This window comes from Ktedonobacteraceae bacterium, assembly GCA_035653615.1.
In the GTDB taxonomy this organism is placed as follows: domain Bacteria; phylum Chloroflexota; class Ktedonobacteria; order Ktedonobacterales; family Ktedonobacteraceae; genus DASRBN01.
Map to the genome: position 1 here is coordinate 93,418 of DASRBN010000015.1, position 26,583 is coordinate 120,000.

At 53.5% G+C, this 26,583-nt stretch carries 24 protein-coding genes; 12 read left to right on the forward strand and 12 right to left on the reverse strand.

The window, feature by feature from the left end; all coding sequences use genetic code 11:
* Positions 1-127: 127 nt before the first annotated feature.
* The gene (locus VFA09_08020; GenBank protein ID HZU67209.1) at positions 128-559 is read right to left on the reverse strand and encodes a hypothetical protein; all 432 of its coding nucleotides are present in this window, start codon (positions 557-559) and stop codon (positions 128-130) included.
* 235 nt (positions 560-794) lie between these two features.
* Between VFA09_08020 and VFA09_08025 the strand changes: the two genes are divergently transcribed.
* Together VFA09_08025 and VFA09_08030 are read left to right on the forward strand one after the other, a co-directional pair.
* The gene (locus VFA09_08025; GenBank protein ID HZU67210.1) at positions 795-1,886 is read left to right on the forward strand and encodes a Gfo/Idh/MocA family oxidoreductase; all 1,092 of its coding nucleotides are present in this window, start codon (positions 795-797) and stop codon (positions 1,884-1,886) included.
* A gap of 64 nt (positions 1,887-1,950) precedes the next feature.
* Complete coding sequence (locus VFA09_08030; GenBank protein ID HZU67211.1) at positions 1,951-2,499, forward strand: DsbA family protein; 549 nt, start codon at positions 1,951-1,953, stop codon at positions 2,497-2,499.
* An 18-nt stretch (positions 2,500-2,517) separates the two neighbouring features.
* Here the strand turns inward: VFA09_08030 and VFA09_08035 are convergent, their stop codons facing one another.
* The 9 genes from VFA09_08035 to VFA09_08075 all read right to left on the reverse strand — a co-directional run bounded on the left by VFA09_08035 (position 2,518) and on the right by VFA09_08075 (position 10,676).
* Positions 2,518-4,344: a S9 family peptidase gene (locus VFA09_08035; GenBank protein ID HZU67212.1), complete on the reverse strand. Its 1,827-nt coding sequence runs from the start codon at positions 4,342-4,344 to the stop codon at positions 2,518-2,520.
* A 96-nt stretch (positions 4,345-4,440) separates the two neighbouring features.
* Entirely contained in the window at positions 4,441-4,743 is a 303-nt protein-coding gene (locus VFA09_08040; GenBank protein ID HZU67213.1) for an AzlD domain-containing protein, read from the reverse strand.
* Positions 4,733-5,470: an AzlC family ABC transporter permease gene (locus tag VFA09_08045; GenBank protein HZU67214.1), complete on the reverse strand. Its 738-nt coding sequence runs from the start codon at positions 5,468-5,470 to the stop codon at positions 4,733-4,735. Before VFA09_08045 ends, VFA09_08040 begins: the two co-directional genes overlap by 11 nt.
* Positions 5,471-5,769: 299 nt before the next feature.
* On the reverse strand, positions 5,770-6,444 hold the full coding sequence (gene lepB / locus VFA09_08050; protein ID HZU67215.1) for a signal peptidase I: 675 nt from the start codon (positions 6,442-6,444) through the stop codon (positions 5,770-5,772).
* Positions 6,445-6,516: 72 nt separating this feature from the next.
* Positions 6,517-6,957 carry a spore germination protein GerW family protein gene (locus tag VFA09_08055; GenBank protein HZU67216.1) on the reverse strand — a complete coding sequence of 147 codons (441 nt, stop codon included), beginning with the start codon at positions 6,955-6,957 and terminating at the stop codon, positions 6,517-6,519.
* An 82-nt stretch (positions 6,958-7,039) separates the two neighbouring features.
* Positions 7,040-7,615, reverse strand: coding sequence for a hypothetical protein (locus tag VFA09_08060; GenBank protein ID HZU67217.1), 576 nt, complete (start codon positions 7,613-7,615; stop codon positions 7,040-7,042).
* Positions 7,616-7,631: 16 nt separating this feature from the next.
* Positions 7,632-8,840, reverse strand: a complete 1,209-nt coding sequence (locus VFA09_08065) for an XRE family transcriptional regulator (GenBank protein HZU67218.1) — start codon at positions 8,838-8,840, stop codon at positions 7,632-7,634.
* A gap of 186 nt (positions 8,841-9,026) precedes the next feature.
* Positions 9,027-10,142: a glycine oxidase ThiO gene (gene thiO / locus VFA09_08070; protein ID HZU67219.1), complete on the reverse strand. Its 1,116-nt coding sequence runs from the start codon at positions 10,140-10,142 to the stop codon at positions 9,027-9,029.
* A gap of 213 nt (positions 10,143-10,355) precedes the next feature.
* Complete coding sequence (locus VFA09_08075) at positions 10,356-10,676, reverse strand: MazG nucleotide pyrophosphohydrolase domain-containing protein (GenBank protein HZU67220.1); 321 nt, start codon at positions 10,674-10,676, stop codon at positions 10,356-10,358.
* Positions 10,677-10,895: 219 nt separating this feature from the next.
* Here VFA09_08075 and VFA09_08080 point away from each other — a divergent pair, with 219 nt between their 5' ends.
* Positions 10,896-12,983 (forward strand): protein kinase, encoded by a 2,088-nt coding sequence (locus VFA09_08080; GenBank protein ID HZU67221.1) that lies wholly within the window; start codon positions 10,896-10,898, stop codon positions 12,981-12,983.
* Between the two features lie 3 nt (positions 12,984-12,986).
* Here VFA09_08080 and VFA09_08085 read toward each other — a convergent pair whose 3' ends face one another.
* Positions 12,987-14,501 carry a sialidase family protein gene (locus VFA09_08085; protein ID HZU67222.1) on the reverse strand — a complete coding sequence of 505 codons (1,515 nt, stop codon included), beginning with the start codon at positions 14,499-14,501 and terminating at the stop codon, positions 12,987-12,989.
* Positions 14,502-14,824: 323 nt separating this feature from the next.
* Here VFA09_08085 and VFA09_08090 point away from each other — a divergent pair, with 323 nt between their 5' ends.
* The 9 genes from VFA09_08090 to VFA09_08130 all read left to right on the forward strand — a co-directional run bounded on the left by VFA09_08090 (position 14,825) and on the right by VFA09_08130 (position 23,924).
* Positions 14,825-15,523, forward strand: coding sequence for an SIS domain-containing protein (locus VFA09_08090; protein ID HZU67223.1), 699 nt, complete (start codon positions 14,825-14,827; stop codon positions 15,521-15,523).
* Positions 15,520-16,158 carry an HAD family hydrolase gene (locus VFA09_08095; GenBank protein HZU67224.1) on the forward strand — a complete coding sequence of 213 codons (639 nt, stop codon included), beginning with the start codon at positions 15,520-15,522 and terminating at the stop codon, positions 16,156-16,158. The genes VFA09_08090 and VFA09_08095 overlap by 4 nt, the downstream gene beginning before the upstream one ends.
* Positions 16,159-16,294: 136 nt before the next feature.
* Positions 16,295-17,470: a glycosyltransferase family 9 protein gene (locus VFA09_08100; GenBank protein HZU67225.1), complete on the forward strand. Its 1,176-nt coding sequence runs from the start codon at positions 16,295-16,297 to the stop codon at positions 17,468-17,470.
* Complete coding sequence (locus tag VFA09_08105; GenBank protein ID HZU67226.1) at positions 17,467-18,600, forward strand: glycosyltransferase family 9 protein; 1,134 nt, start codon at positions 17,467-17,469, stop codon at positions 18,598-18,600. Before VFA09_08100 ends, VFA09_08105 begins: the two co-directional genes overlap by 4 nt.
* Entirely contained in the window at positions 18,594-19,676 is a 1,083-nt protein-coding gene (locus tag VFA09_08110; GenBank protein ID HZU67227.1) for a glycosyltransferase family 9 protein, read from the forward strand. The genes VFA09_08105 and VFA09_08110 overlap by 7 nt, the downstream gene beginning before the upstream one ends.
* A gap of 9 nt (positions 19,677-19,685) precedes the next feature.
* Positions 19,686-20,645: a glycosyltransferase gene (locus tag VFA09_08115; GenBank protein HZU67228.1), complete on the forward strand. Its 960-nt coding sequence runs from the start codon at positions 19,686-19,688 to the stop codon at positions 20,643-20,645.
* 96 nt (positions 20,646-20,741) lie between these two features.
* Complete coding sequence (locus VFA09_08120) at positions 20,742-22,109, forward strand: glycosyltransferase (GenBank protein HZU67229.1); 1,368 nt, start codon at positions 20,742-20,744, stop codon at positions 22,107-22,109.
* Positions 22,096-22,959, forward strand: coding sequence for a glycosyltransferase family A protein (locus tag VFA09_08125; GenBank protein ID HZU67230.1), 864 nt, complete (start codon positions 22,096-22,098; stop codon positions 22,957-22,959). The genes VFA09_08120 and VFA09_08125 overlap by 14 nt, the downstream gene beginning before the upstream one ends.
* Positions 22,960-23,180: 221 nt before the next feature.
* Entirely contained in the window at positions 23,181-23,924 is a 744-nt protein-coding gene (locus tag VFA09_08130; GenBank protein HZU67231.1) for an SDR family oxidoreductase, read from the forward strand.
* Positions 23,925-24,326: 402 nt separating this feature from the next.
* On the opposite strand, the gene VFA09_08135 is transcribed toward VFA09_08130, so the two are convergent.
* On the reverse strand, positions 24,327-26,165 hold the full coding sequence (locus VFA09_08135) for an ABC transporter ATP-binding protein (GenBank protein HZU67232.1): 1,839 nt from the start codon (positions 26,163-26,165) through the stop codon (positions 24,327-24,329).
* Positions 26,166-26,583 lie beyond the last annotated feature (418 nt).

The following is a 26,583-nucleotide window of genomic DNA, read 5'->3' on the forward strand; positions in this document are numbered from 1 at the left end:
CTACTGAGTTTGTTCCCTCTGGCCTCCTTCTAAGGACTCCACCAGAAGCAATCCACCATCCTTCTAAAGGTGTGGCTGTCAGTTCGAATCCCGCCGGGTGCGCCTGATAATAAACAAGCCATTGTGTTCAATTGAAAATCATATGCATGATAGCGGATAAACTGGCTTGAAAGGCGGGGTAGGGGCGGAGTCTAAATCCATACGCCAGCGATACATCGATGCCGATGCGCCAGAAGTCTTTCAGGTAGGGCGAATAGGGTTCACAGAATACCTGCTCTCCCACGGGCTCTTCAAGGATAAATCCATGCGTCGCAAGGGCCGGAAATTCTTTGGGGCTGGGACTGGTAGAGGACTTACCATACCACCAGATCTGTGACATTACCACCTGGTCCTGACCCCTGGGCAGACAATGTATTTTTTCCCAGATATCTTGCATCCCTTGCTGGTAACATTCCTGTGGCGTGATAGTTGACTCCTGGCTTTGCTCCTCAGGAGTCAAAGCCAGGAAGACATTCAAATTTGTAGTTGTGTCCTCTCTTTTTCTATCCGTAATTGTCATTGCATCTCCTCGAGGTTTTAGACCCCCGCCTCCTATTATTTATGTGTTGGAATTTTTTCCAGCATTCTGGAAAAAGTCGATAAGCTGATGAAAATAATTATAGCGGAATTCAGTCCAAACTACAAGGGGTAAAAGGATGATATTCGGTTGAGGCAAGGTTATAATACAATAAGATCTGTAAAGAACTCAACGTTCGAAGACCTCTACCGGTCACTATCCGTTGTTGGAGTAACAAATGTCATCTTCTATTCCTGCAATTGAACCGCTGCGTGTCGCCATTATTGGTTATGGACTGGCGGGTTCGGTATTCCATGCTCCCCTCATCGCGGCCACACCCGGTATGGCTGTAACTGCCATTGTTACGGGCAATCCCGAACGCCAGCAGAAAGCGAGCCATGATTTCCCGTCCGCGGCTATCCTATCTTCAGCCGAGCAACTCTGGCATGATTCTGCGCGCTATGACCTGGTTGTGGTAGCATCTCCCAATCGGACGCATGCTGCGCTTGGCATAGCCGCCATGAAAGCCGGATTGCCCGTCGTGATCGATAAGCCCATGGCAGCTTTCGTCGCCGATGCTGAACAGTTAATTGCGACGAGCAAAGATACGGGCAAACTACTGACTGTGTTCCAGAACCGGCGTTGGGATAATGACTTTCTGACAGTGCAACGCATGCTGAATGCAACTCCCGACTTGCTTGGCACAATCACACGCTTTGAGTCGCGCTTCGAGCGTTATCGTGCGGCCCCACGTCCAGGCGCGTGGCGCGAACTTCCAGATTTAGAGGAGGCGGGCGGATTGCTCTACGATCTTGGCAGTCACCTGGTCGACCAGGCCTTGCAGCTTTTTGGGCAGCCGGTGCGTGTCTACTCTGAGATGAATCAACGTCGTACTGGGGCGCAAGTCGATGATGATACCTTTGTTGCGCTTGAATTTCCTGGCGGCGTGCGTGCTCATCTCTGGATGAGCGCTATTGCCCGCATTGCAGGCCCTAGAATGATGCTGAGGGGCCTGCGCGGCACCTACGTGAAGTGGGGACTCGATCCCCAGGAAGATGCGCTCCGTTCTGGTATGCGACCGGGAGACAGTGGCTGGGGCCAGGAACCTCGCGAAAGCTGGGGACAGCTCTCCACAGATATCGACGGCCTGCACTTTGATGGACCTGTAGAGACGATTCCCGGTTGCTACGAATGTTTCTATGCTCTGCTGCGCGATGCGCTTCTCTCCGGAGGGCCACCACCGGTAGACCCCGCCAGCGCTATTGCGACGTTGAAGATAATCGAGGTGGCAAAGTCGAGCGCGGCTAATAATAGGGTAATTGAATTGTGAAAGGGGTACTGGCATGCCTGTTCGTATCGATGTCTGGTCCGATTTTGTTTGACCATTCTGTTTTCTGGTAGCCTCCAGTTTGGAGAAGCTTCAACAGCACTATGACCTGGATATTCACTGGCGCTCCTACCAGCTGCGTCCTCCTGGCTCGCCTCCTATCCCGCCCCAGCGCCTGGAACAAATCAAGGCCGCGCGCCCGCAGCTCCAGCGCAGGGCACGCGAGCAATACGGCGTGGAGATCAACCAGGGCCCTATGAATATCGATAGCCGTCCGGCCCTGGACGCTGAAAAGTATGCCGAATCGCAGGGCAAAGGCAAGGCGTTCCACGAGGCCGTCATGCGTGCCTACTGGCAGGAGGCATGCGATATCAGCGACCTCAACGTCTTGCAGGAAATCGCGCAAAGTGTTGGCCTGGATACTGAAAACTTCGCGTCAAAAATAAAAAATCCTGAATACGATGCCCAGGTCTCCGCCGACATTGACCTGGCAAATGAATACGGACTGGATGGCGTACCGGCGCTTGTCTTTGCCGAGAAATACCTGGTCATGGGTGCGCAGCCCTACAGCGTTCTGCAACAGGTCGTAGAAAGGGTTCAGGCCGAAAGCGTGTGAGGTGAATGCACCAGGCATTCACCTCGTCAGATATTGTACGAACCAGCGCGTGATAGCGACAACCGCTCGGATGCGATTGGACGTTTTGTTGAAGCCGTGTCCCTCGTCTGGGAAGAGTACGTATTCTACCGGCACCCCGCGCCTCCGCAGGCTCTCTACCGTCTGTTCCGCTTCGATGACGGGAACGTTGGTATCATTGGCGCCATGCAGCACAATCGTTGGCGCTTTCACTCGGTCAATCTTGTGGATAGGAGAAAGTTCGCGCAGCATAGCAGCCTGAGTTTCAGGGTCGCCATACTCGATCTTTGAAACCGCACCCATCCAGGGGACACTCTGCGCGAAGAAGGTCTCGAAGTTGACGATGCCGAAGAGGTTCGCCCCTGCCGCAAAGAGGTCAGGATACTCCGTCAGTCCCGCCATGGTCATATAGCCGCCATAGGAGCCGCCCATGATGCCGATACGCTTCGCATCTGCAATGCCCGCCTGGATCACATATTCGACGCAGGCCTGAATATCGCGAATCGCGTTGAAGCGCAGCGGTCCGTTATCAAGGTTGACGAACGTTTTGCCGAAACCTGATGAGCCACGCACATTTGGCGCGAAAATGGCTATCCCCTGGGAAAGCAGTGCCTGCAGGTAATAGTTGAAAAAAGGTCGCTCCTGGCTCTCAGGACCACCGTGAAAGTAGAGTACAATCGGCCCGGGAGCGGTAAAGTCGTGCGGGCGATAGAGCCAGCCACTGAGCTGTAGCTGATCATGGGCCTGAAAATATACCAATTCAGGACGAACAATGTCAGACAGCACTACTCCGGCATGCGGGCTATATGTCACCTGCCACAAACGACCGGATGCGAGTTCAAACACCCAGATATCCCGCGGCGCGGTCGCTCCTGATGCGCTCAACGCCAGGAAACGCCCATCCTTCGACCATATAATGTCGAAGATTATCTCCACCGGTAGTTCGGGGCCTTTTGAGATTTCGAGCGTGGCGAGGTCGATGAAGGCAAGTTCGTTCCGCCCCGCGATATTCCATACCAGGACTGCCATCGTTCCGCCCTCATTGATAGCAAACGTTTGTAGTTCGGCGTCTTCTCGCCCTGCAAGAACTTCAATTGGCCCTGGTTGACCGTCTCCGTCCAATTTTATACGCGCGAAAGCAACCATTTCGCGGTCCTTGTTGGAAGAGAGATAAATGGTCCTACCATCGGGAGAAAAATATCCATCTGTGAAATGACCGGGTCCCTCGTGAGGAGTCAGCAGCATCTCTGCTCTACTTGCGAGATCGATGAGAAAAAGGTTATCATCGCTGCGGTTGAGCATACGGAAAAGAATCGCTTTTTGTCCATCGCGGCTGATGTCGCTCAGGTTGCCAATTCCCTTGTTCTCGGCCACCAACTGAAACGTACCGTCTGCAACATCGACGAGATAGGCATCCATAGCATCGGCACTGCGGCGATTCGAGCTGATAGCAAGTTTGCGACCATCGTGCGTCCAGGGACCGAGCCAGTTGTTCACCTCGCCTCCTTCCGTAAGGCACCTCAAGCCGGTGCCATCCGGGTGGACGAGATACACCTGTGAGTTCATCCCGCCGCCGGGCGCAAGCGAAAAAGCCAGCCAGTTGCCATCCGGCGACCATGAGACGCCCTGGATTTGATCGTCGAGCGCGGTCACCAGTTCCGGCCAGCCTCCCCCGGTAGCAACCGTCCAGACCTGCGGGATACCATTGAGGTCAGAAACAAAGGCGATGCGCGACCCATCTGACGAGAAACTGGGCGAAATGCAGCGACGAATCTTTGCCATATAGGATACTGTGGTTTCAAGTTCGTCGAAGGTAGATTTTGTCATGAACGAATAGCTCCCATTCTTTTTGCATTGAGAGAGGTCAGTTCGGTGTAATTGTTGGTATGAGAGTATTATACAATGCGCCGCGAGCAGGCTCATTTAAAGCAGGTGTCGCAGTATCCACACCATCGCTATCCCGGCAATCATTGCCACCAGCACATTTTTCGTGCGCCATGCCACCAGCACTGCGATTACCGAGGCCAGGGTCTCTGCGATGCTGCTGGCAAGCACGGTTGGAGCAACAATCGCTACCAGCACGGCCCCCGGAATCTGTCGCAGCCACGCCTCAACTCGTGGCGAAGGAGTCACGAATCTCATCAGCCACAAGCCACCGGCCCTGGTAAGATAGGTGACGAGAGCCATCCCAAGAATAGTTAAGAGCGCGAGCATATCATTTGGCATGCGTCATTGCTCCAGTTATGCTACCGGCCAACCCGCCCAGTAGAATATACCATTTGCCGGGCAGCCAGTGAGCCGCCGCGACTGCTACCATTGCCGCAACTACCCACGGCAGCAGGTTGGATTTCCCCTTCCACATGCCTGTCAGCAATGCCAGGAAGACGGCCGTGAAGGCGAAATCCAATCCCCATTGCGCCGGGTCCTGGATAGAAGATCCAAGTGCCTGTCCAACAATCGTCGAACTGACCCAGACAACGAAGAGGATCACGCCGCTGCCGGGTAGAAAGGCCATATCGCGGCCACCCACCGTAAAATTGCTCATTGACAGGGCCCAGCTCTCATCAACCATGAAAAAGACGGATGTATAAGCTTTCAACGGAGAGAGGCGAGAAAACCATGGACGCAATGAGGCCCCCATCAGCAAGTGGCGCAGGTTGACCACCAGCGTAGTGAGAATGATCGCTATCACCGGCAAAGGCACTGCTGCCCACAAGGACAACGCTACAAACTGCGATGCCCCCGCGAAAACCAGCCCGCTCATCAAAAACGATTCCAGCGTCGTCAGATGTGCCTGCCGCGCCAGCACTCCAAAAACAAGGCCAACAGCAAAGACGCTGACCGCGAGGGGAATAGTGCGCCGCACACCAAGTAATGCGCCCGCCAGGGTAAATGTAATCGCTTCGTCTTTAGCCCCTGCCGTTGCGCTTTCAATCGAATTCGCTTTCTCCATAAGCTCGCACTCTCAAACTCTACCTGCTCATTTTGACAAAACCAGGCTCTGGGACCCGGCTTCCTTCCGAATAGTAACATCGCTCTCGAAAAGAATTGGTCAACCAATCAGGCCATTACCTGAAAGCCAATCTTCATAACCCGTTCACAAAATAGCTCTACGTGGATATAACCTACAAAATATGTTTTGAAGGTTATAGAAAGTGTAACAGAAGGAGATGCAGATGTCAAGAGGACAATACGAGGTGGTTCCATCTTTCAGGTATAGGGGCGGGATCAGCCTGCCCCTGTCCCTCAGAGCTAGGGTTTCACCTGAGTATAGACTGACTGATAGGTGTTAATGGACTCCCAATCGCTGATCGGCCAGTACACCATCACAGCCTCACCTATGATGTCATCTCGTGGTAAGAGGCCCCAGTCACGTGAATCGTCGCTAACGGGACGATTATCCCCCATGACGAAGTATTCATTGGCCGGAACTGTCACAGTTTCTGCTGGAGGGCCGTTAGGCGCGCTGATGTATGGTTCATTGATCGTCACACCATTAATCGTCACAGAGTTCGGCGTAATCACCAGTTTATCCCCTGGCAGGCCGATAACGCGCTTAATCAGATTTTCGCTGGGATCCCCAGGCAGTTCAAAAACGATCACGTCGCCTCGTGCCGGTTGGTGGAAGGTGTAGGCCAGTTTGTTCACCAGCACATATTCGCCGGTGTGCAGGCCTGGCTGCATGCTAGGTCCATCGACCTGAAAATTCTGCACGGTGAAGCGAATTGCGAGGAAGATCAACACGGTCAGCGCCACGGTTTCGAGGATTTCCCGTGAGAAGCCCGATGAGCTTTTCTTCTCCGGGGCCTTCGTTGCTGTTTTTTGCTGGGGCTGGCTATCGTCTACCGGCTTTGCGCTTTGTTGTGGCTGGCTATCATCAGCCTGCTCTGTGCTTTTTCCCGGCAAGCTGTTCTCTGATGAACTCATGAATTTGAACCTCTTCTTTCACGAAATACGGGCACATGTTCAGTATTCGACCGAGTTTGCCTGAACGACAGGCTATCCCCCGATAGCCTTTCTGATCTGTTTCAAAGATGCTCCTTTACCGGAGCTGGTGACGCGATTGAGTCGGCCCAACCAGAGAAGTATGAATGCCCCGGTCGAGAGCGCGGCCAGCACGACCTTCGTCATATCCATGATGGGCTCTACCCTGACGCCTTCGTCGGTTATGATGATAGCCGCGATTGGCCGCCCATTTGCGCCTCCACCCATCCCATATCCTCCGCCCATCGAATTTCCCTTTTCATTGATTGGTCCACTGCCCGAACCCAGGCCCATACCGACCGAAACTTCGGAGCAGGGGATAACGGTAGCGTTCCCGCGCTCCACCGGTTGGCCAAAAACAGCATCTGCCCTTGCCACGCTCACCAACTGGTTCAGAGCCTGTTCTATCGTCTGGTTCGTGGTTGTAGGTCGAGTTGCCTTCTGTTCTTCTATCACAAGGTTCTTCCGTTCTAGCTAAGAGTAGCTAATTCGTTAACCGCGTGGTTGCGAAACATTCTTGAATATCATACCACATGCATTAAAGAGTTTTCCCATCTTTGAGTTTTTGCCACCAAAGATAGAGTTTGTGTCTAAGTGGGGGTTCATACTTTGCTTTTATGCGGATTCTCTGGAGAGCGAGGCGAATTACTTCTCCTGGAGGATTAGTGGTATCAATCCAATATTTGATCAATTCCGGTGTCGATAGCACTTGTAGATGTGGCGCGTGCTGATTGAAAAAATTGGTTGCTTTCCGGTCATCACTGGCAATGGACCAGTTACGATGGAAGGCAATAGCACATGTAATGGCTTCACCGTCATCAAGCGCAGCAGCGAAATTAACGAAAGAGGTGTTCTCAGCTTCGGATTCGGGCGTGACAACAATCAGCAGACCAGAATCGATAAAAGGCTGCAAGTTGATCTGCTCATACTTTTGAGTTGTCGCACTATCAACTTCGCTAATAATCCTTAATGCTTCATGATCACGAACGTAGGCAGCAATTGCGACAGACTTTGAAACCGCTTTCAGGATACTTTCCATCTCTCCTGACGCATACAAGTTGATAACACAGCAAGCATCCAGGATAATACAATCCTGCTTAAAAACGTCCCCCATCGTCAACACTATCCTCCTATGCGCCCAATGATTGTGTCATGTCGAGATCAATAGGCGTATCGTCCATAACGCCACTTGTATGCTGCCGCAAAATTTCGCCAATATGACGGGCTTCGATTCTATCCACTCCAAGAAAACGAGCAAATTGGCCCTCGCTGATCAGTGCTCTGTCGAAGGCGTCGAGCGCAAGGTATTGGTAGCGCACAGGCAATTTCTCATCTCGCACCTGAGTAGCTGATAACCCATGTTGCTGTTTACCGGCTTGTGTCTTAAATCCTCCTGCTCTCAGCTTATTCCAGGTGCTGGCAGGGAGTAATCTCATATCTTCGAGGCATAGCGTAATGGCAGCAACAGAAACTCCATAGTAGAGAGCAAGGGTGCAGAGATCAGCAGGAGTTAAATGCTGTTTTGTGCGGCGAATATCATTAAACCGTCTCGTTAAACCACTGGTAGGCATTAAAAAGTAGCGCGCAAATTCACCGGCGAATCGCTCGCTTTCTGAGAGACGCTGGTGGTTGCCGTCAATAAATATGCCAGGTTTATGACGATACACCAGAAAATGACCATAAGCATGTGCCAGCGACCAGCGACGATGCTCTTCTGAAAGAGAGCTATTAACAGCAATACATGCGCCTGCCCTATGGTCATAAACATATATGTAAGAAAGTTTGGATGGATAGAAAGGCAAGTAGAATATGCGCAGGCCAACATCTTGTTCGAGGATATCACGCAAAGTCCGAATTGGCCCATCGCCAAGTCCAAGGCGATTACGCTCTTCAATGGCAACACCCATTGCTGCCTGTTCAATGCGTAACCCGCTGATCTGATATTCAGGTGGATACTTTCGCACAAGCGGCGTTCCCGTAATCTGTTCGAGTTCAAGATAATTCCTGGATAATTCCTCCAGTGTATCGATGTAAAGAGCTATTTGAGTGTTTTCCTGGGATGAGAATAGAGGCAGATTGCGAAACTGAGCCTGGAACGGTTCGAACTGCGGACGTGGACGAATAAAATCAGTTACTTCACGGCCATAGGCATACGCCAGCTTAATCAACTCCTCAGCTTTGATGCGTCGCTCACCTTTCTCGATAGCTGTAATCGTCGTGCGTGCAACATCAATAATTTTGGCCGCCTCTTCCTGAGTCAATCCTCTCCTGCTGCGTGCCTGTTGCAATTCTTTCCCGAGTTCGCGCATATCAATGACATCAAGAAAGTCGCTGTTCATAAGAGTTGCCTCCGTTCCATCCAACTTTTCTACCGTGAATGAGATGTGATCTCTCTCCAATCATTCTAGAGATATGCATTTAGCTATTCCTGATCAATGGTAGAAGTATAAAGCATAATTCTGACATTGTCAAGTAATTAACAAGTAATTTCGTGCTAAATGTCAGCTTCCCTTTCTCAGGAACATTTATTTGAACCGTTCCACCGCAAACGCCTCCACAATCTCCGGCGCCTTGCCCGTCGTTACCAATTCAGCGATAGCCTGCCCTGTAATTGCGCTCAGCAAAATGCCCACACTGCCGTGGCCGGTAGCAAGGGTGACGTTTTCCCAACCGGGCGCGGAGCCGAGAATGGGGCGCTGATCAGGCGTTTTGGGCCGCAGGCCTGTCCATAAGCGCTCGATTGCGCTGTATTCGAGCGAGGGAATGAGGCGCATTGCCGTATCGAGCAGCCATCTCACTCCTCCTGCCGTAAGCTGCCTGTCAAAGCCTGCCTCATCTTTGGTAGCGCCTACGACGATGGTTCCATCTTTCCTTGGTACAAGGTAGGCCGCCTCTCCAAAGATGATATGATGCAGTGAAGGACAGGACTGGCGAAGCGCGAGCATCTGACCGCGTTGTGGGCTGACCGGCAATGAGATATTGAGCCACTCGCCGCAGCGAGCAGACCATGCTCCTGCCGCGATCACCAGGTGATTGCAGCGAATAGCTTCTCCTTCAGAAGTCTGTACGCCCGTCACCCTGGTTTTATGTCTTGTGATACCTGTAACTCGTGCGGAAGTAAAGAACAGTGCCCCCTTTTTCGCTGCTGCTTGCGCGTATGCCTGTACCACGCGTGGAGCCAGTATTTGTGACTCCTCCGGCGCATAAACAGCGGCAGTGATCTCCGGCGTTAACAGGGGTTCGCGTTGACGGCTCTCCTCGCCGCTTAGCCAGTCTGTTTGCAAGCCGAGCGGTTGCCATGCTTTCAAGCGCTTGCGCAGGTTGGGAACACGCTTCGCATCGCGCACGACTCGTAGCGCGCCCGTTTGCTCATATTCCAGTTCGATGCCAGTCGTCTCTTCAAGTTCCGTGACAAGTGATGGAAACAGGTCAAAACCTGCTAGTAAGAGATCAGCAAAAGGGCCGGGACCCGGAAGTGGCCCCAGCGGGGCCAGCAATCCAGCTGCGGCGCTCGAAGCCCCGGCGCCGATCTCGTCCGCGTCAACCACCATAACCTCCGTGCCTGCTTTGCAAAGATAATAAGCAATGCCGCAGCCTATCACACCGCCTCCCACAATCAGTATGTCGGTCGAAGTTTTCATGGTTAGGAGATTGGGTACCCTCCGGAAAAGAAATCGTCGTTGACGATGAACATGTTATGGCTATTAAGAAGTGGCCGGTGCATGTCATTCGAAGTGGCCGGTGCATGTCATTCTGAGCGTAGCGAAGAATCTGAGGCCTCCGGTCGAATCCGCTCACCAGAGATTCTTCGCTGCGCTCAGAATGACATGCGAGAGGATCTTCTTCATGTAATATTATTCCCAGGTTCTTTTCTCATTCACCGCCTCTTTCTCACGAAATGCCTGCTCCAGATCGACCTGGAAATAGTTAGCCAGGTCAAGAAGATAGCTGAGTACATCGGCGAACTCTTCGGCCAGTTCAAGCTGCCTCTGTTTTGCTTTCTCCTGGTACAGGCCTCTTGCTTTGCGCATGGCCTTGGCGAGTTCGCCGACTTCTTCGCTGAAGAGCAAGAACTTTTCCGACCAGCTATCTTTCGTCCAACCTCGTTCCTGGCAGACGGCTTCCATATATGTTTGCAGGTCTTTTAGTGTGGGATGTTCAGGTAAGGATGCCATGGTATTCCTTTCAAGATGCTACAAGGTTCCTCTAAAACAGTTGTAGTATACACGATAGAGGTTTATGGTGACGCTCTCTGACCATTGTTGCGGTCAAAGTATATGAAGCGAAAGCTCTCCTGCTTATTCCATTACTGTATTAACTATGCTATACTATTCCCGTACTCATCGTAACACAATCAAATCTAACCTCGCCAGCTTTTAGATCGGGGGTAAATTATGGCCCTGGAAGGGATGCAACTCGGTCGCTATCGTATTTTGAGTCTGATCGGCAGTGGTAATATGGGTGAAGTCTACCTTGCCGAGGATACACTGCTCAATCGGCAGGTGGCTATAAAATTGATACGGACAGAAGGCTCTTCTTATCCCAATCCTGAAGCTGTAAAAGAGTCCGAGCGCCTGTTCCAGCGGGAGGCGAAAGCCATTGCCGCCCTTGATCATCCTAATATTTTGCCTCTCTATGATTACGGCGAACAGATTGTAAATGGAGCTCCTACGACCTATATGGTTATGCCGCTGCGCAAAGATGGCTCATTCGCTACCTGGCTACAGCAACGAGGGACTTCAAACCTGCTTTCGTTCGAAGAGGTAGGATATTTTGTGCGTCATGCGGCAGATGCTCTGCAACATGCTCACAATCACCAGGTCACGCATCAAGATGTGAAACCATCCAACTTCCTGATCCAGCGTAACGAGCAGGCTAACAGCTTGCCCAATCTGCAACTGGGCGATTTCGGTATCGCGAAATTCACTACCGGCACCGCCGGTGCCAGCCGTACTATCCGTGGAACTCCAGCTTACATGGCCCCCGAACAGTGGATGGGTAATCCAGCTCAGGCCAGTGATCAGTATGCCTTGGCGATAATGGCGTATGATCTGCTCACCGGGCGGCTGCCCTTTCAAGGGACACTCGCGAATCTCATGTACCAGCATTTTCAAGAGCAGCCCAGACCTCCGAGCCAGTTGAATCCGAAACTGCCACCGGAGGTCGATGCCGTATTTAATGTTGCGCTGGCGAAACAACCGGAAGCGCGTTTTAAGAGTGTCTCTGCTTTTGCAGAGGCATTGCGGCAAGCATTACATCTCCAGTCCACCGGTGCAATTGCTACCAGTATTACTAACAATGATGATTCTACCGTGGTGCGTACTCCGCCTCCGCTAACGGGCAACGATATTCATACCTCGATTGCAATCAGCGCAGCAGAAGCGCAGACCGGTACGCAACGCGTACTCAATTTTGCGGATGGAAGGCAAGCGAACGTCGTGATACCGCCGGGAGCATATCATGGACAAATACTGCGCCTGGAGGGTCAGGGCCGGCCATCTCCTTATGGAGGGCCAGCCGGGGCCTTGCTGATCTCTATCATTATCGCAGGAGCACAAACGATTCCTACTATACCAGGACAGGATGATCTTGCGCCAACGGTAGCTGCAGCGCCTCTAACTCCTCCGCCTCCACCTCCCATTTCTCCGGTCGAGGCCTCATACACAAGTCAACAGCGTCAGGGCGTGCCTATGAGTATAATAATCCTGCTGGTTGTGTTCGCACTTCTGGCAGGACTTGGAGGTGGTGGATTCCTCTATTTCAGCAGAGCAAACTTGTCGAATACAAATCAGATCAATACAGGCTCAACAAATCCAGAGACTACACCGTCGCACCCACAAAACACTGTCACTACGGGCACCACCCCTCAAGGTCAACCCGATGCAACGGCGACTACTCCAACCAATAGTGGGCCAGCAAACCCGTATACGCAGGGCGGCACGCTGGTACTGAATGACCCACTGACGCGAAATAACTACGGTTGGGATACCGGCACAAATAGCAATAACGCTGTGTGCCAGTTCACTTCACAGGGCCTTGAAGTCATCCAACCAAAACAGGGATATTTCCATGGCTGTATCGCGAAGAGTACCAATTTTAGTAACTTCGCTTATGAGGTGCAGGTAAACATGATCTCGGGCGATTATGTTGGCATCATCTTCTGCGCCAATAAAGCGCAAGGAAACTATTATTTCTTCTATATCAAGCCGAATGGCGATTATGCGCTTCAAATTTATAGCGGGGACAAGGCTCAACGCACGATAACGTCAGGTACCAGTTCAGCAATAACGACGGGCCTGCCCGCGACCAATGTGCTGGCTGTTGTGGTACAAAATGGGAGCATCCGTTTGTACGTGAATCAAACCGATATCGCGAATATCAGTAATACCCTCTACCCATCTGGACAAATCGGTGTTTTCAGTGGCAATGACACAGATATTGCCGATGCCGTGTTTAGTAATGCCCGCGTCTGGCAGTTGTAATTATCAGGAGGAACCTACTGCGATACCCCCCTCAATGGTATACATGGCTTCGTTGAAATAGCCTCCAGATGGCGCGGTTGCAAGGGCAAAAATAGGAAAGGCCCGGCCATTGCAAAAAGCTGTTGCGATGTAATCGCCGACTTTGTTGTTGCCCTGCGCAACCCAGGAGCCAGGGATAGGACCGCCCAGCCGTATTTTGCTACTCCAGGTGTTGCCTCCATCAATTGACGAGACAAAACCAACGGAGAGGGCGCAATTGTTGTGACAAGCGGCGGGGTAATAATAGAAGGTGAGGCCCAGGTGTGCCCCGGCGCCGGAAGTTGCCGGATCAATGCCGAAGCCTGAAACGTAATAATTAATGCCGCTTCCTACAGGTGCAATAGGGATGCGTCGCACCGGCGACCAGGAGATACCATTGGATGATGACATCATCACCAGGTCGTTTCCCTGGCAGTTCGACTCAAAACGGCAGTCCACCCACACCAGGTAAACTTTTCCGGACTGGTCAACCTGTGGCGTAAGCAAGATATTATCGGTGAAGTAGGCATTGCCGGAGAACGACGTAACAGCAGTAAGTGGAACAGCGCTGTTCCAGCTGGCTCCCCCATCGGTTGACCGGAAGACCATGATTTCCGTTTCGTGCCTGTTACTGATAGGCACAATCACCGTTCCGTTGGGCTGTACAAGCGGATAGCCACTCGTACCCGTGTCTCCATTGGCCGTGGTCTTTATAGCGCCCCAGGTTCTTCCTCCATCTCGTGATGTACTCATCTCAATCAGGTCGCCTTTCGTATAGTCATCCCATTGCGCGTAACAATTGCCGAAATAGGGGCTGCCAGGGGTGTTATCGCAGGTAATCCAATCCTTGTCGAATCCACCGTAGCTGCCGGTATCTGCAATCGCGATAGGCGTATTCCATGCTGTTCCGCCATTCGTTGACAGGCTGATCAACACCGCCGGTGCTGAAATGCCCGCTTGATTTGCCAGGAAAGCGACAGTGGCAATCATCCAGGTAGCATGCCTGACATCATAAGTGACAGAGGGGTCAGTGATACGGTCATAGGGACCGCCAGCAGGCTTTGTCGTACCTCGTAAGAAGCCATTCTGCCACGTATCGCCGCCATCGGTTGAGGTGGCCCAACCGATGTTGGAACTGCCGACATCGATAAAGCGACCAGCCTGGAATGTATCGACGATAGTATTCCCATAGGCATAGGATGAAGGCTCGACCTCCGTTCTATGCTGGCCCTCGCTGTTGCCATACGGATCGGTGCTGAGCTTGACGGGAATGTTGGGATGCGGAGTGGGTGTAGGGGTGGGTGGCATAGTAGCTTGCGGTGTATTTGTGGGCTGCGTTGGCGATCTGGAAGCCTGTGGCCGCGATTGGTGTGTATCGCCAGGGGTCGATTTTACAGACGCGAAGTTGGAGAGGAGATCGAACGTGAGGAACGTAAAAAGCGCCAGTAACAATATGACAAGAACAACTAGAAACCAGCGTTTCTGCAATAGTTCAGGCATTGGAGACCCTCCTTACCCAGCTTTCCTAATCTGAGCAAGAGTATACCACACCTCCAAAATTCACGGATAGGCTGTGCAAAAGCCATTTTCACCACGTAGTTAAGACAGCTTGATAGCAGAAGTTAAAAAAATGTTAGTTTTGGCTAAAAAATAACTTAGAGTTTTTACTGCTGACTTGTTGAATCCCAAGATTACAGTTATTGTTAGTAGGAGAAGCGCAAAGAGAAGGGAGCTTCATCAAATACGGTAACTGAAAACAGTTACTATTACCCAGGAGATGATAATTAGTTTATGCAGTTAATTAGATTTGAGAATTGCAACAGATGTTAAGCCATAAGGAATGGGCGGTGCAGGCGCTGCCCGATCAGCCGGTAACGCAGGGAATTGACTATCAAGGCCTTGTTGAAGACGTACTGGCTCTTCGTCGCAGAGTATTGGATGATGCGCTACTTCAGTTCGCCGCGCGGGCGCAAGCATTGGCGCAGATCGCAAAGCTACTGGTTGGGACCTTACGAGCCGGACATAAAGTGCTTGTTGCAGGGAACGGGGGGAGCGCTGCTGAGGCACAGCATTTTGCTGCGGAACTGGTGGGCCGATTTAAGCGCGAACGCCTACCCTATGCAGTCCTTTCTCTTACCACCGATACTTCGATCCTTACTGCTGTGGCCAACGATTATGGCTATGCCGAAGTCTTTGCGCGCCAGGTACGAGGATTCGGCCAGCCGGGCGATCTGCTGCTGCTTTTCAGTACCAGCGGCGAGTCCGAGAATCTTGTGCGTGCCGCACTGGAGGCTCAGCAATGCCTGATGAGCGTGGCAGCGATTACTGGTGATCGGTCCAGTCGCCTGGAACAAATTGCCGATATTACGCTACGCGTGCCGGTCGTCGATACGGCCATAGCTCAAGAGCTGCATATGATGGCGACGCATATTCTCTGCGATATTACCGAAACCGAACTCGCGCAGTGGGAAGTGCCAGCCTCGGTCGAAGACCGTTTCCGATTGGAACAAGAGGGCATATGAGGCGACCGGCTCTCTTTCTCGATCGCGATGGAACGCTGGTCTATCCTCGTCATTATCCATCCAGACCTGAGGAACTGTGTCTTTATGATGGTGTGGGAGAAGCACTGAGGACGTTCCAGGAAGCTGGCTTCCGGCTGGTAGTGGTAACAAATCAAGCAGGCATTGCGCGTGGGTATTTCAAGGAGGATGACCTGTGGCGCATGCATACATACCTTGCGAAGGAACTGGCGAAGTCAGGCGTTCATCTCGATGCCATCTATTACTGCCCGCACCATCCAGAGGGCGTCATCCCGGAGCTGGCTGTCGTGTGTGATTGTCGTAAGCCGCAACCGGGAATGTTGTTGCGAGCCGCCAGAGACCTGGCCTTGAATCTGCCGCGTTCATGGTTCGTGGGCGACATCCTTGATGATATCGAGGCGGGAAACAGGGCAGGTTGCCGTACCGTTCTCGTCGATCTGGGAACCGAAAAACCGCCCGCAAGCCAGTTGCGCCGTCCAAATTTTATTGCGCGCAACACTATACATGCGCTGCGTATCATCGCTGCATGCGAGCACCTTGGAGCGGCAGCGGAGCTTACCTATCGTCCACCGGCCTGGCAAGAAGACGCCGAATTAATGGGACGCATCGCACTTTAGCCCTTGAATGCACGTCATTCTGAGCACAGTGAATGTCATTCTGAGCGCAGCGAAGAATCTTCAGTCTCTGGCACTATCACATCTATACAAAAGAACGATCATTCAAACCGGTTAATGATACGAACGAGGGGAAATAATGATTGACGAGCGATGGTTGACAGTCAAAAAAGTACTGGCTGTCAGGCTTGATAACCTTGGTGACGTGCTGGTCACCACGCCTGCTTTGCATGCTATAAAAACTTCGCTGCCGCGTGCCAGTTTGACATTGCTGGCCAGCCCGGTCGGTGCCCAGGTCGCCCGTCTCAATCCTGATCTCGATGATGTAATTGTCTATCAAGCCCCCTGGATGGACCCCTGGCACAAACTGCCGCAAGATAGCCAACGCGAGCAGCAAATGATCGACCATATTCGCGAACAGCAATTCGACGGCGCCATTATTTTCACTTCGTATCATCAAAGTTCGCTGCCGGCCGCTTACCTGTGTTACCTGGCGGATATCCCGCTGCGTGTTGCCGCTTCTATTGACGGCCCCGGTTCGCTGCTAACCACGCGCCACAAACACCCGGAGCGCATGATGCACGAAGTCGAACGCGGCCTCGACCTGGTGGGTGCGATTGGCCTCACAACTGACAACCTCGACCTGGTTTTGCAGGTGCCGCAAGAGGCGCGCGCTCAATTAGCCCGGCGTTTATCTGCTGCCGACCTCGACTCGCGCCGCCCACTGATAGTTATTCATCCCGGGTGCAGCATGCCGGCCCGCACCTACCCCTGGGAAATGTACGCGCAGGTGGTCGATTTAGTAGTCGAACAGCTTGGGGCGGTAGTCGCGCTTACCGGCGCAGACGACGAGATGGCATTAGTCGAGCAAGTGCTGGATCAACTGGGACCGGAGACGCGCCAGTCCACCTTTGCTTTTGCCGGAAAACTGTCTTTCCCTGAGTTTTGCGCGCTCATCGAGGCCGCTGATTTGACCATTACCAACAATACAGGGCCGATGCATATCTCAGCAGCGCTAAAAACTCCTGTCGTGGCATTGTTTGCCCTCACCAATCCCCCTGAACAATGGGGACCCTGGCGTGTGGCTCATCGCCAACTGTATCATGATGTATCCTGCCGCATCTGCTACAGCCGCATCTGCCCTTATGGACACGAGTGCCTGCGCCTCGTCTCGCCGCAGATGGTTGTCAACGCAGCAAGCGAGCTACTCGTGCAAGCTGTAGGGGCGAGGGATGAGAACTTACCCGCCTCGAAAAATGTGCCAGGAACGGCACATCATATGTATGAAGCGCAACAAGTGGAGGTAGAGCGATGAAGGAATGGCTTGAGGCTCGTAACATACTGGCCGTGCGGCTGGACAATATCGGCGATGTCATCATGCTTGGCCCTGCCTTACGAGCGGTAAAGGAAACTTCGCCGCAGGCTCGTCTCACACTCCTGGCGAGTCCCGCCGGGGCGACCGCGGTTCCATTGCTGCCCTGGATCGATGATGTCATCACGTGGCGCCCTATCTGGCAGGATGTCGGTGGGCGCATGCCTTTTGACCCGTCACGCGAGCGCGAGTTGATCGATATCCTGGCTCAGCGCGGATTCGATGCCGCTTTGATCTTCACCTCGTTCAGCCAGACGCCGCATGTTCCCGGCTATGTCTGCTACCTGGCGGGTATTCCACTTCGTGCCGGAGAATCGAAGGAGTTCGGCGGCAGCACCCTGACGAACGAATTGAAAGGCTCGCCCGATCAACTGCACCAGGCAGAGCGAAATTTGCGCCTCGTCGAGCAGCTTGGCTTCGTCGTTCATGACCGCCAGCTCATGGTTTCCCTATCTTCAGAGGCGCGAGCAGCCGTACCGGCTTTACTCAATAACGCCGGAATCAACCCGGACAGGCCATATCTGCTGCTTCATCCGGGCGCCAGCGCGCAGGCCCGCCGCTATCCACCAGAACGCTATGGCGTGCTCGCTCGTCTGTTGACCCGGCGCGGCTGGCAGGTGCTGGTAACCGGCGTTGAACGCGAAGCGGCGTTGATCGAAGAGGTCATTGAACATGCGCCCCAGGCCCATTCCCTGATTGGTGGAACCACACTGGCTGAATATGCTGCCCTCGTCGAGAGCGCGGCTCTCGTCATCTGCAATGATACCCTGCCCATGCATCTTGCCGATGCCCTGAGAACTCCGGCAGCCGTCCTGTTCTCCGGTACCGACTTCGAGGAGCAATGGCGTCCAAGAGCAACGCGCGCGCGGTTGCTGAGGCGAAACACCTCCTGCCACCCTTGTTATCTCTTTACCTGCCCTATCGGCCAGCCCTGCCTCGACATCTCGCCCGAAGAGGTAGTCGAAGAGGTTGAATCCTTACTGACCTCGCTGCCCGATTCGCGTAGGGACGAACCCATGAGGTCTCCCGTTGGCAGCCGTCCAGAATTGGATGGGAGTGTGGATGTATGTTAAGCAAGGAAAGGGAAATACGGCGTATCGCCATCTTCCGAGCGCTCCAACTCGGCGACCTCCTGGTGGCTGTACCGGCATTGCGCGCGCTTCGCGAACGATTTGCTTGCGCCGAAATAACACTCATCGGCCTTCCCTGGGCGGCCTCATTTGTACGGCGCTTCAGCCGCTACATTGACCGCTTTGTTGAATTTCCCGGCTTCCCCGGTATTGACGAAGTGGAAGTCAATCCCAAGCGTACCGCGCGTTTTCTCGCGCAACAGCGGGCCTACAGTTATGACCTGGTCATCCAGATGCATGGAGATGGCACCGCCAGCAATCCGTTCGCGCTTCAACTTGGAGGAGATGTAACGGTTGGCTACTTTCAAGGCAAACGACCCGCTAGATTGACGCTCGGTCGAAAGTACCCACAGCACCTCTCAGAAATTGAGCGCAATCTCGCGTTAGTCCGATTGCTCGGTTGCCGCGACGTTGATCCCAGGCTGGAGTTTCCATTGTACAACCAGGATTACGCGGAGGCATCGGCGTTGCTCCAGCGGCTCCCCCTGGCGACGCGCCCCTGGATTGGCATTCATGCAGGCGCCCGACCGCCGTCTCGCCGCTGGCCTGCCGAATACTTTGCCCGGCTCGCCGACACATTCGCGCAACGCTTTAATGCACAGGTAATCTTGACCGGAGGTCCTGCTGAAGAGCCAATTGTACAGAAAGTCGTAGATTTGATGGCTACATCGCCGTTGAATATAGCGGGACAAACTTCGCTCGGTGGCCTGGCCGCCTTAATCAGCGAATTGGACCTGTTCATCAGCAACGATACCGGCCCTGCCCATATCGCGAATGCTCTCGATGTGTCCAGCGTCACCATCTTTGGCCCGGCGGATTACCGGCGCTGGGCGCCGCTCGATCAAGAGCGGCATCGCGTCATCCGGCGCCCGGTAGCATGCAGTCCCTGCGGTTACTGGGATTGTCCTATCGATCATCGCTGCCTGCGCTGGATTCATCCCGACGAGGTTGCAGAGGCGGCAATATCCTTGCTGTCGCCTGTCATAGCAGAACATTCGACTATAGTGAAAGGTGTGTGAAGGTATTCCATGCGGCGTCTCAACATATTGATCTGGCATATTCATGGTAGCTATCTCAATACCCTGGCCCGGCTCGACCACAACTGGTACCTGCCCATCAAACCCGGTCGCCCGGAGGGATATGGCGGTCGCGGCCCAACATTCGACCTGCCCGATTACGTGCGCGAAGTTCCAGCAGAGCAGGTGCGGAATCTCGATCTTGACCTCATCATCTATCAAACGCCGAAGAATTACTTCGAGGATCAATTCGAGCTATTGAGTTCGGAACAACGCCGCCTGCCGAAAATCTACCTGGAACACAACACGCCCAAACCCAATGCCGTCGACACGCGTCACCCGATTGACGATCCCGATGTCCTGCTTGTGCATGTCACCCACTACAACCGGCTGATGTGGGACAACGGACGTACCCCAACCATCGTTATCGAACACAGCGTAGCCATTGACCCTACAATTCGCTACAGCGGGCATCTTGAGCGCGGTATTACCGTCGTCAATGGCATGCAGAAGCGGCCCCGCGTTGCCGGCTACGACCTGTTCCTACATGCCAGACAGAAGGTGCCCCTGGACGCTGTAGGAATGGAGACCGAGGCGTTCGGTGGCCTGGGAGATATCCCATACCGCGAATTACATCATCTCGTGGCAGGATACCGCTTCTTATTCAGCCCGATTCGTTATACCAGCCTGCCCCTGGCTGTGATCGAGGCCATGACCATCGGTATGCCGGTCGTCGCCCTGGCGACAACAGAACTGCCAACCGTCATCGAAAATGGTAAAACCGGCTATGTGTCCTGCGACCTCGATACACTTGTCAACCAAATGCGCTCTCTACTCGTGGATAAAGAGAAAGCCTACCAGTTAGGGGAGAATGCGCGAGCCGTTGCTCGTGAGCGGTTCGGCCTTGATCGTTTCATCCACGATTGGAACCACGCATTTGAAATGGTTATGCCAGCAGCATGGATGCGCTGAGAACTGCTTTTCTGACCGGATGAGTGCGAGCGGCGTTTCCGGTCGGAATAAGATCAGTAATGCCACCTTGTGGCATGGAGAGGATACCGAATGAATATGGATCGACCAACACGGATTGCGTTTTTAAGTGAGCATGCCAGTCCCACTGCCATCCTGGGAGGAGCCGATGCAGGTGGGCAAAATGTCTACGTGGACGAGGTCAGTCGTAACCTGGCGCGTCGAGGGTACGCCGTCGATGTCTTTACTCGCCGTGATAGTATCGAAACTCCCGAAGTCATCGAGTGGGGCCCTGGCGTTCGCGTCATACACCTCAAAGCCGGGCCATTACAACCGCGTCCCAAGGATGAGCTCTGGCCGTTCATGCCCGAATTTCGTGACTCCTTCCTCGAATTTATGCAGCGCGATGAAGTTCATTACGACCTGCTGCATGGCAATTTCTGGATGTCTGGATGGGTCGCGGGCGAGCTACGGCAGCGACTCGGTATTCCCGTCATTCAGATCTTCCACGCTATGGGCAAGACCAAGCGCCGGCATCAGAAAAAAGTCGATACCAGCCCGGGCGACCGTATCAAGATCGAAATGGAGGTCATCCGCCAGGTTGATAGACTGATTGCCCAATGTCCAAACGAACGCACGGAACTGGTCGATGATTACAAAGCTGATCCCGCCAAAGTCGTCATTATCCCCTCTGCCGTTAACACCCGTGTCTTCAAACCCGTGCCGCGGGAAGAGGCCCGGCGGTGTATCGGATTGCCTGTAGAGGGCAACGTTATCGTCTATGTTGGGCGCATGCTGCCGCGTAAGGATATTCGCAACATCGTGCGCGCCCTCGCTGTATTGCTAAAACAGGATACAGGCGCTGCAAAGGCATCTTGCCGGCCAATCACCCTCCTGGTCGTGGGAGGTGAAACAGAGGAGCCAGACCCGGTTGCCACACCTGAAATCGGAGAGTTACAACAACTCGCCGCGGAACTCGGCGTCACCGATTTTGTGCGCTTCGCAGGCAAGCGGCAGCCGAATGAGCTGCGTTATTACTATAGCGCTGGAGATGTAACCGTTACCACGCCCTGGTATGAGCCATTCGGTCTCACTCCACTGGAATCCATGGCCTGCGGTCGCCCCGTGATTGGCTCAGCCGTCGGCGGTCTCACATTTACCATTAAGGATGGCGAAACCGGTTTTCTCGTCCCGCCGCGCAATCCAGAAGCGCTCGCTGGCCGCCTGCGTGATCTTCTCACTCAACCCGGCTTATGCGAGCAGATGGGCCATGCCGCCCGGACGCGTGTGGAACATGAATTTACCTGGTCAATCGTTGCCATGCGCACCGCCGCCCTCTATGATGCAGTCCTCGCCGAGCGTATGCATGAAACATTGCCGGTAGAAAGCCTCTCACTTGCCGTGTTGCCAAAGGCATCAATGTCGGATGACACCTTTACAGGAGGTAGAGACCTTGGCGCGAGTTGATGTCCTGATACCCACCTATGCTCGCAAAACCGGCCTCGCCGTTGTTCTAACCAGCCTGCTCGGCCAGACGTTTACTGATTTCGACGTCATCATCTCGGATCAGACAGACGACGACTTTTCGTACCTCGACAGCATCGAAATTACTACGCTGGTTCAGGCCCTGCGCTGGCATGGTCACGACGTGCAATTGCACCGTCACCTGCCGCGCAAAGGCCTCGCCGAGCAGCGCAACTTCCTGCTCGAACAGAGTCATGCTCCATATGTCCACTATCTCGATGATGATGTGCTGCTCGACCCGCCCGTCATGGAGCGTATGCTGCGCGTGCTCGAGGCGGAGAGATGCGGCTTCGTCGGCTGTCCCGCCACCGGTCTCGGCTACCTCAATGACGTGCGACCTCACCAGCAACACATCGAACTCTGGACCGGCCCCGTCCAACCAGAACCTTTTACTGCCAGCACCATTCCCTGGGAGCGCCACGCCGTCAATAACGCCGCCAATCCATTGCACCTCGAACAACAACTCGTCCACGCCGGCGGCATTGTCCGCTATAAAGTTGCCTGGGTCGGCGGTGCCAATATCCTCTTCGACCGTGCCAAACTTCTCGACGTCGGCGGCTTCTCCTGGTGGCAGCGACTCCCGCCCGTCCATGCAGGAGAAGAGGTCGTCGTCCAATTCCTCTTGATCCGCAAATATGGTGGCTGTGGCATCCTCCCCAGCGGTACCTATCACCTCGGCCTGCCCACCACCGTCGAAGATCGCACCTCCAACGCCACCGCCCTCTTCGAGCAACTCATCGAGGAATTTCATGTCTACCTACCCGTCCACGTAAATGAACATGCCGGCGGGTAACCCGTAGGGGCCGATTGATCGTACACAGCGCCGATTTATCGGCCCGCCGTGGTTTCGCCACGGGATGGCTGTAGGGGTCGATTGATCGTACACAGCGCCGATTCATCGGCCCCCATGCGAATTACCACAATAACTTATAAACGGCATTATCGCCCTTGGGGCCTCGGCTTCTCCCGCCTTGCCCCAAAAAACGAAGCACTCAAAAACAAAGGAGCAAACACATGCAAGAAAATATGTTGAAAGACAAAGTAGTCCTCGTCACCGGAGCCGGCAGCGGCCTTGGTGAAGCCACCGCCCGCGCTTTTGCAGCCGCCGGTTGCGCCGTTGCCTGCATCGATATCAACGAAGCCGCCGCCCAACGCGTCCAACATGACCTGCAGGCGCAAGATACTCAGAGCATCGCCTTGCAATGTGATGTCAGCAATGCGCAGGCTGTCTCCAATGTTGTCAGCACCGTCCAGCAGCGCTTCGGGCGGCTCGACATTGTCGTCAACTGCGCCGCCATCGACCACACGCTTTCCGTCGAAGATATGTCCATTGAGCAGTGGGACCAGGTCATCGCCGTCAACCTGCGCGGCCCCTTCTTATTCGCCAAAGCCGCGCTGCCCATCATGCGCGAGCAGCATTCCGGCCATATCATCAACATCGCCTCCACCGCCGCTACCCGCGCCTGGGCCAACGCCTCCGCCTATCATGCCTCCAAGTGGGGACTCGTGGGCTTCAGTCGCGGCCTCGGCGTCGAGGGCAGACCCTATGGCATACGCGTTACCACCATCATCCCCGGCGGCATGCGCACGCACTTCTTCGACCGCTTCGTCGACCAGGGCATCCCTATGCCCGAACAGGCAAATTTACAGGACCCGGCCAACGTCGCGCAGGTGATCGTCTTCGCGGCCCAGGTGCCACCCGAATCGGCCCTGCAAGAAGTCATCATTACGCCTTTGACCGAGACGAGCTGGCCATGATGATGAAATTTAGCGAATAATGAGGGGATAGCACGGCGGGCCGATCAATCGGCCCGCGTCCATTGCTAGATTATTTTGTCAAACACCATGATCGGCCCACAGGTGAGAAACCAGCCCCTGCCGAACTCTTGTATCAAACTCCATCATTAGTCCCGGAAAGTGATCGTCTCGTCGCGATCTGTCCCAAACGGTGAAAACGCCTGTTACACCCTCTTCACGCTATTGCGAAAGAATGAGGTATTCATCTCGCTCTTCTTTGATTTTCTTATACTCATTGTTGTTGCATGAAGATCATTGCCTTTCCTATTCAGCGTCTCATTTCAGCTGCATTTGCAACCGAAATGAAGAATAACACAGTTCAAGTCATTTACCAGTTATTCCGTCAAACTTCCTCATCCCACCTCATATTTTGGCCTGCATGTTGTACAGGTTCGCATACACACCGTTCAAAGCGAGTAACTCCTCGTGTGTACCCTGTTCGGCGATCCCGGCGTCAGATAACACGACTATTCTTTGTGCATTGCGGATGGTTGACAAACGATGCGCAATCACAAGCATAGTGCGGTTATTGGCTAACTTCTCTAATGAATCCTGCACAGCCCTTTCGCTTTCATTATCCAGCGCGCTCGTCGCCTCATCAAAAATGATAATTGGCGGATTTTTGAGGAAGACACGCGCGATACTCAAGCGTTGCTTTTGCCCGCCTGAGAGTTTGACGCCGCGCTGACCGATATCCGTATCATAGCCATCCGGTAACGCCATAATGAAATCGTGCGCGTGCGCCTTTTTGGCCGCGTTGATGATTTCTTCCCGGCTGGCGTCAAGTTTCCCGTAACGGATATTATCCGCGACAGTTCCGGCAAACAGGTACACATCTTGCTGGACAATCCCGATGTTCCTGCGCAGCGAGCGTAAGGTCACTTCCCGGATATCCCGCCCATCCAGCAATATTTTCCCCGCGTTCACATCGTAGAAACGCGGAATTAACGAGCAGAGCGTTGTTTTGCCAGCGCCGGAAGCGCCAACCAGGGCCACGTATGCTCCCGCCTGTATCTCCAGCGAGAGGTTCTTCAGGACATCCTTCTGGTCTTCTTTATACCTGAAGCTGACATCTTGAAACTCTATATGGCCCCGCACCTGTCTCAGATCAATCGCGTCTTCCGCGTCTTGGAGATCAGGCACAATCTCCATCATGTCCATAAAGCGGTGAAACCCGGTAATTCCTTCCTGGTAGAGCCTGCCAAAATTGACTAATTTCTGGATGGGGTCTATCAGGATACTGATGCATAAGAGGTACGTCACCAGGTCGGCCACATCCAGGGAAGCGTGAACGATGGCAATGCCGCCAAAGATGATCACACTGATGGTAATGAGCTGCGTGAACGCCATCAATCCGCCGGAAAAGTACGCCTCGCTTTTATAACCTTCGTTGCGGCTTGCCAGGAAACGCCGGTTGGCGTAGGCAAACTTGCTTGTTTCAATATCTTCGTTGGTAAACGACTTGACCACGCGAATGCCCGCGAGCGTATCTTCAACCTGCGCGTTAATATCGCCGATCCTGTCCTTGCTGCTGCGTAACGCCCTGTTCATCTTCTTATTGAAGTACAGCGCGAAAACGGCCATCACCGGCAAAAAGAGAAAGACGATCAGCGTCAGCGCGATATTGATCTTCACCAGGATAATGAAGGCGCCCACGACCGTCAAACAGGTAACGACGATATCCTCAGGCCCATGATGATACAATTCGGCCAGCGCGAATGTATCATTGGTAATCCGGGTCATTAATTGCCCTGTTCTTTGTTCATCGTAAAAGCTGAACGAGAGCTTTTGATACTGCTCGAATAGTTCACCGCGCATGTCGCTTTCCATCCTGGCGCCCATCATATGCCCTTGAAAGTCAATGAAGATGGTACACAGCGTATAGATACCAACCAGCGCCAGCATGAGCGCGCCCATCAGGTAGATATCATCCAGCTTCTGAGGCGAATTGCTTGCTAAGATGTTTTTAATGATGTATTGCGCGCATAACGGCAGTAGCAGCATAATCGCTGATACAATCAGCGCGCAGGCCATATCCGCGAGAAACAGGCCCAGGTATGGTTTGTAGTACGACAAAAATTTTTTACCGCGCGAGCGTGCAGGCGCCATCGCACCCCGTGCAGAGCTAGCTTTTCCCGCGGCAAGATCATTTGCCGGGGGCTGCACAGGCGGTTCTGTCGTAATCGAATCGGTTGATTGCAAAAGGATGCTCCTCATAGTCGTGTTTGAACAATCGCAAATGACACAAACATCTCACCCCACAGCAAAAACAAACAGGTGGGGTCAGTGAATGAGGATACGCGCGACAAGGAGTTCCAGCACAAGAGGAAGCGAAGTGGAAGACAGGATCATCCTGATTAGATGACGTTTATGGAGATTGAGAAGAGGATGCATTTTCTAATAATCGAGAACAATGGGACGCGAAGGGATAGTTCAACGTCTATATTTTCCCGGCATCCTCGCTATAACTCCATGCCTTCATACTGGATATCGATGTTGCGCGACGTGCGCTTTTGCTCATCTTTCTACCTCCTTTCCAGACTGGCGGCGCGGAAAAGTGTGCGCCAGGGACAATAACGTTTGCAGGGTGATGATACCATGTGGGAGAGGAATGGTCAAC

What these genes read in the sequence shown, in the direction of transcription:
- VFA09_08020 (HZU67209.1), bottom strand. Translation starts at nt 559, where the DNA reads ATGACAATTACGGATAGAAAAAGAGAGGACACAACTACAAATTTGAAT.
- VFA09_08025 (HZU67210.1), top strand. Translation starts at nt 795, where the DNA reads ATGTCATCTTCTATTCCTGCAATTGAACCGCTGCGTGTCGCCATTATT.
- VFA09_08035 (HZU67212.1), bottom strand. Translation starts at nt 4,344, where the DNA reads ATGACAAAATCTACCTTCGACGAACTTGAAACCACAGTATCCTATATG.
- VFA09_08040 (HZU67213.1), bottom strand. Translation starts at nt 4,743, where the DNA reads ATGCCAAATGATATGCTCGCGCTCTTAACTATTCTTGGGATGGCTCTC.
- VFA09_08045 (HZU67214.1), bottom strand. Translation starts at nt 5,470, where the DNA reads ATGGAGAAAGCGAATTCGATTGAAAGCGCAACGGCAGGGGCTAAAGAC.
- lepB (HZU67215.1), bottom strand. Translation starts at nt 6,444, where the DNA reads ATGAGTTCATCAGAGAACAGCTTGCCGGGAAAAAGCACAGAGCAGGCT.
- VFA09_08060 (HZU67217.1), bottom strand. Translation starts at nt 7,615, where the DNA reads ATGGGGGACGTTTTTAAGCAGGATTGTATTATCCTGGATGCTTGCTGT.
- VFA09_08065 (HZU67218.1), bottom strand. Translation starts at nt 8,840, where the DNA reads ATGAACAGCGACTTTCTTGATGTCATTGATATGCGCGAACTCGGGAAA.
- thiO (HZU67219.1), bottom strand. Translation starts at nt 10,142, where the DNA reads ATGAAAACTTCGACCGACATACTGATTGTGGGAGGCGGTGTGATAGGC.
- VFA09_08075 (HZU67220.1), bottom strand. Translation starts at nt 10,676, where the DNA reads ATGGCATCCTTACCTGAACATCCCACACTAAAAGACCTGCAAACATAT.
- VFA09_08080 (HZU67221.1), top strand. Translation starts at nt 10,896, where the DNA reads ATGGCCCTGGAAGGGATGCAACTCGGTCGCTATCGTATTTTGAGTCTG.
- VFA09_08085 (HZU67222.1), bottom strand. Translation starts at nt 14,501, where the DNA reads ATGCCTGAACTATTGCAGAAACGCTGGTTTCTAGTTGTTCTTGTCATA.
- VFA09_08090 (HZU67223.1), top strand. Translation starts at nt 14,825, where the DNA reads ATGTTAAGCCATAAGGAATGGGCGGTGCAGGCGCTGCCCGATCAGCCG.
- VFA09_08095 (HZU67224.1), top strand. Translation starts at nt 15,520, where the DNA reads ATGAGGCGACCGGCTCTCTTTCTCGATCGCGATGGAACGCTGGTCTAT.
- VFA09_08100 (HZU67225.1), top strand. Translation starts at nt 16,295, where the DNA reads ATGATTGACGAGCGATGGTTGACAGTCAAAAAAGTACTGGCTGTCAGG.
- VFA09_08105 (HZU67226.1), top strand. Translation starts at nt 17,467, where the DNA reads ATGAAGGAATGGCTTGAGGCTCGTAACATACTGGCCGTGCGGCTGGAC.
- VFA09_08110 (HZU67227.1), top strand. Translation starts at nt 18,594, where the DNA reads ATGTTAAGCAAGGAAAGGGAAATACGGCGTATCGCCATCTTCCGAGCG.
- VFA09_08115 (HZU67228.1), top strand. Translation starts at nt 19,686, where the DNA reads ATGCGGCGTCTCAACATATTGATCTGGCATATTCATGGTAGCTATCTC.
- VFA09_08120 (HZU67229.1), top strand. Translation starts at nt 20,742, where the DNA reads ATGGATCGACCAACACGGATTGCGTTTTTAAGTGAGCATGCCAGTCCC.
- VFA09_08130 (HZU67231.1), top strand. Translation starts at nt 23,181, where the DNA reads ATGCAAGAAAATATGTTGAAAGACAAAGTAGTCCTCGTCACCGGAGCC.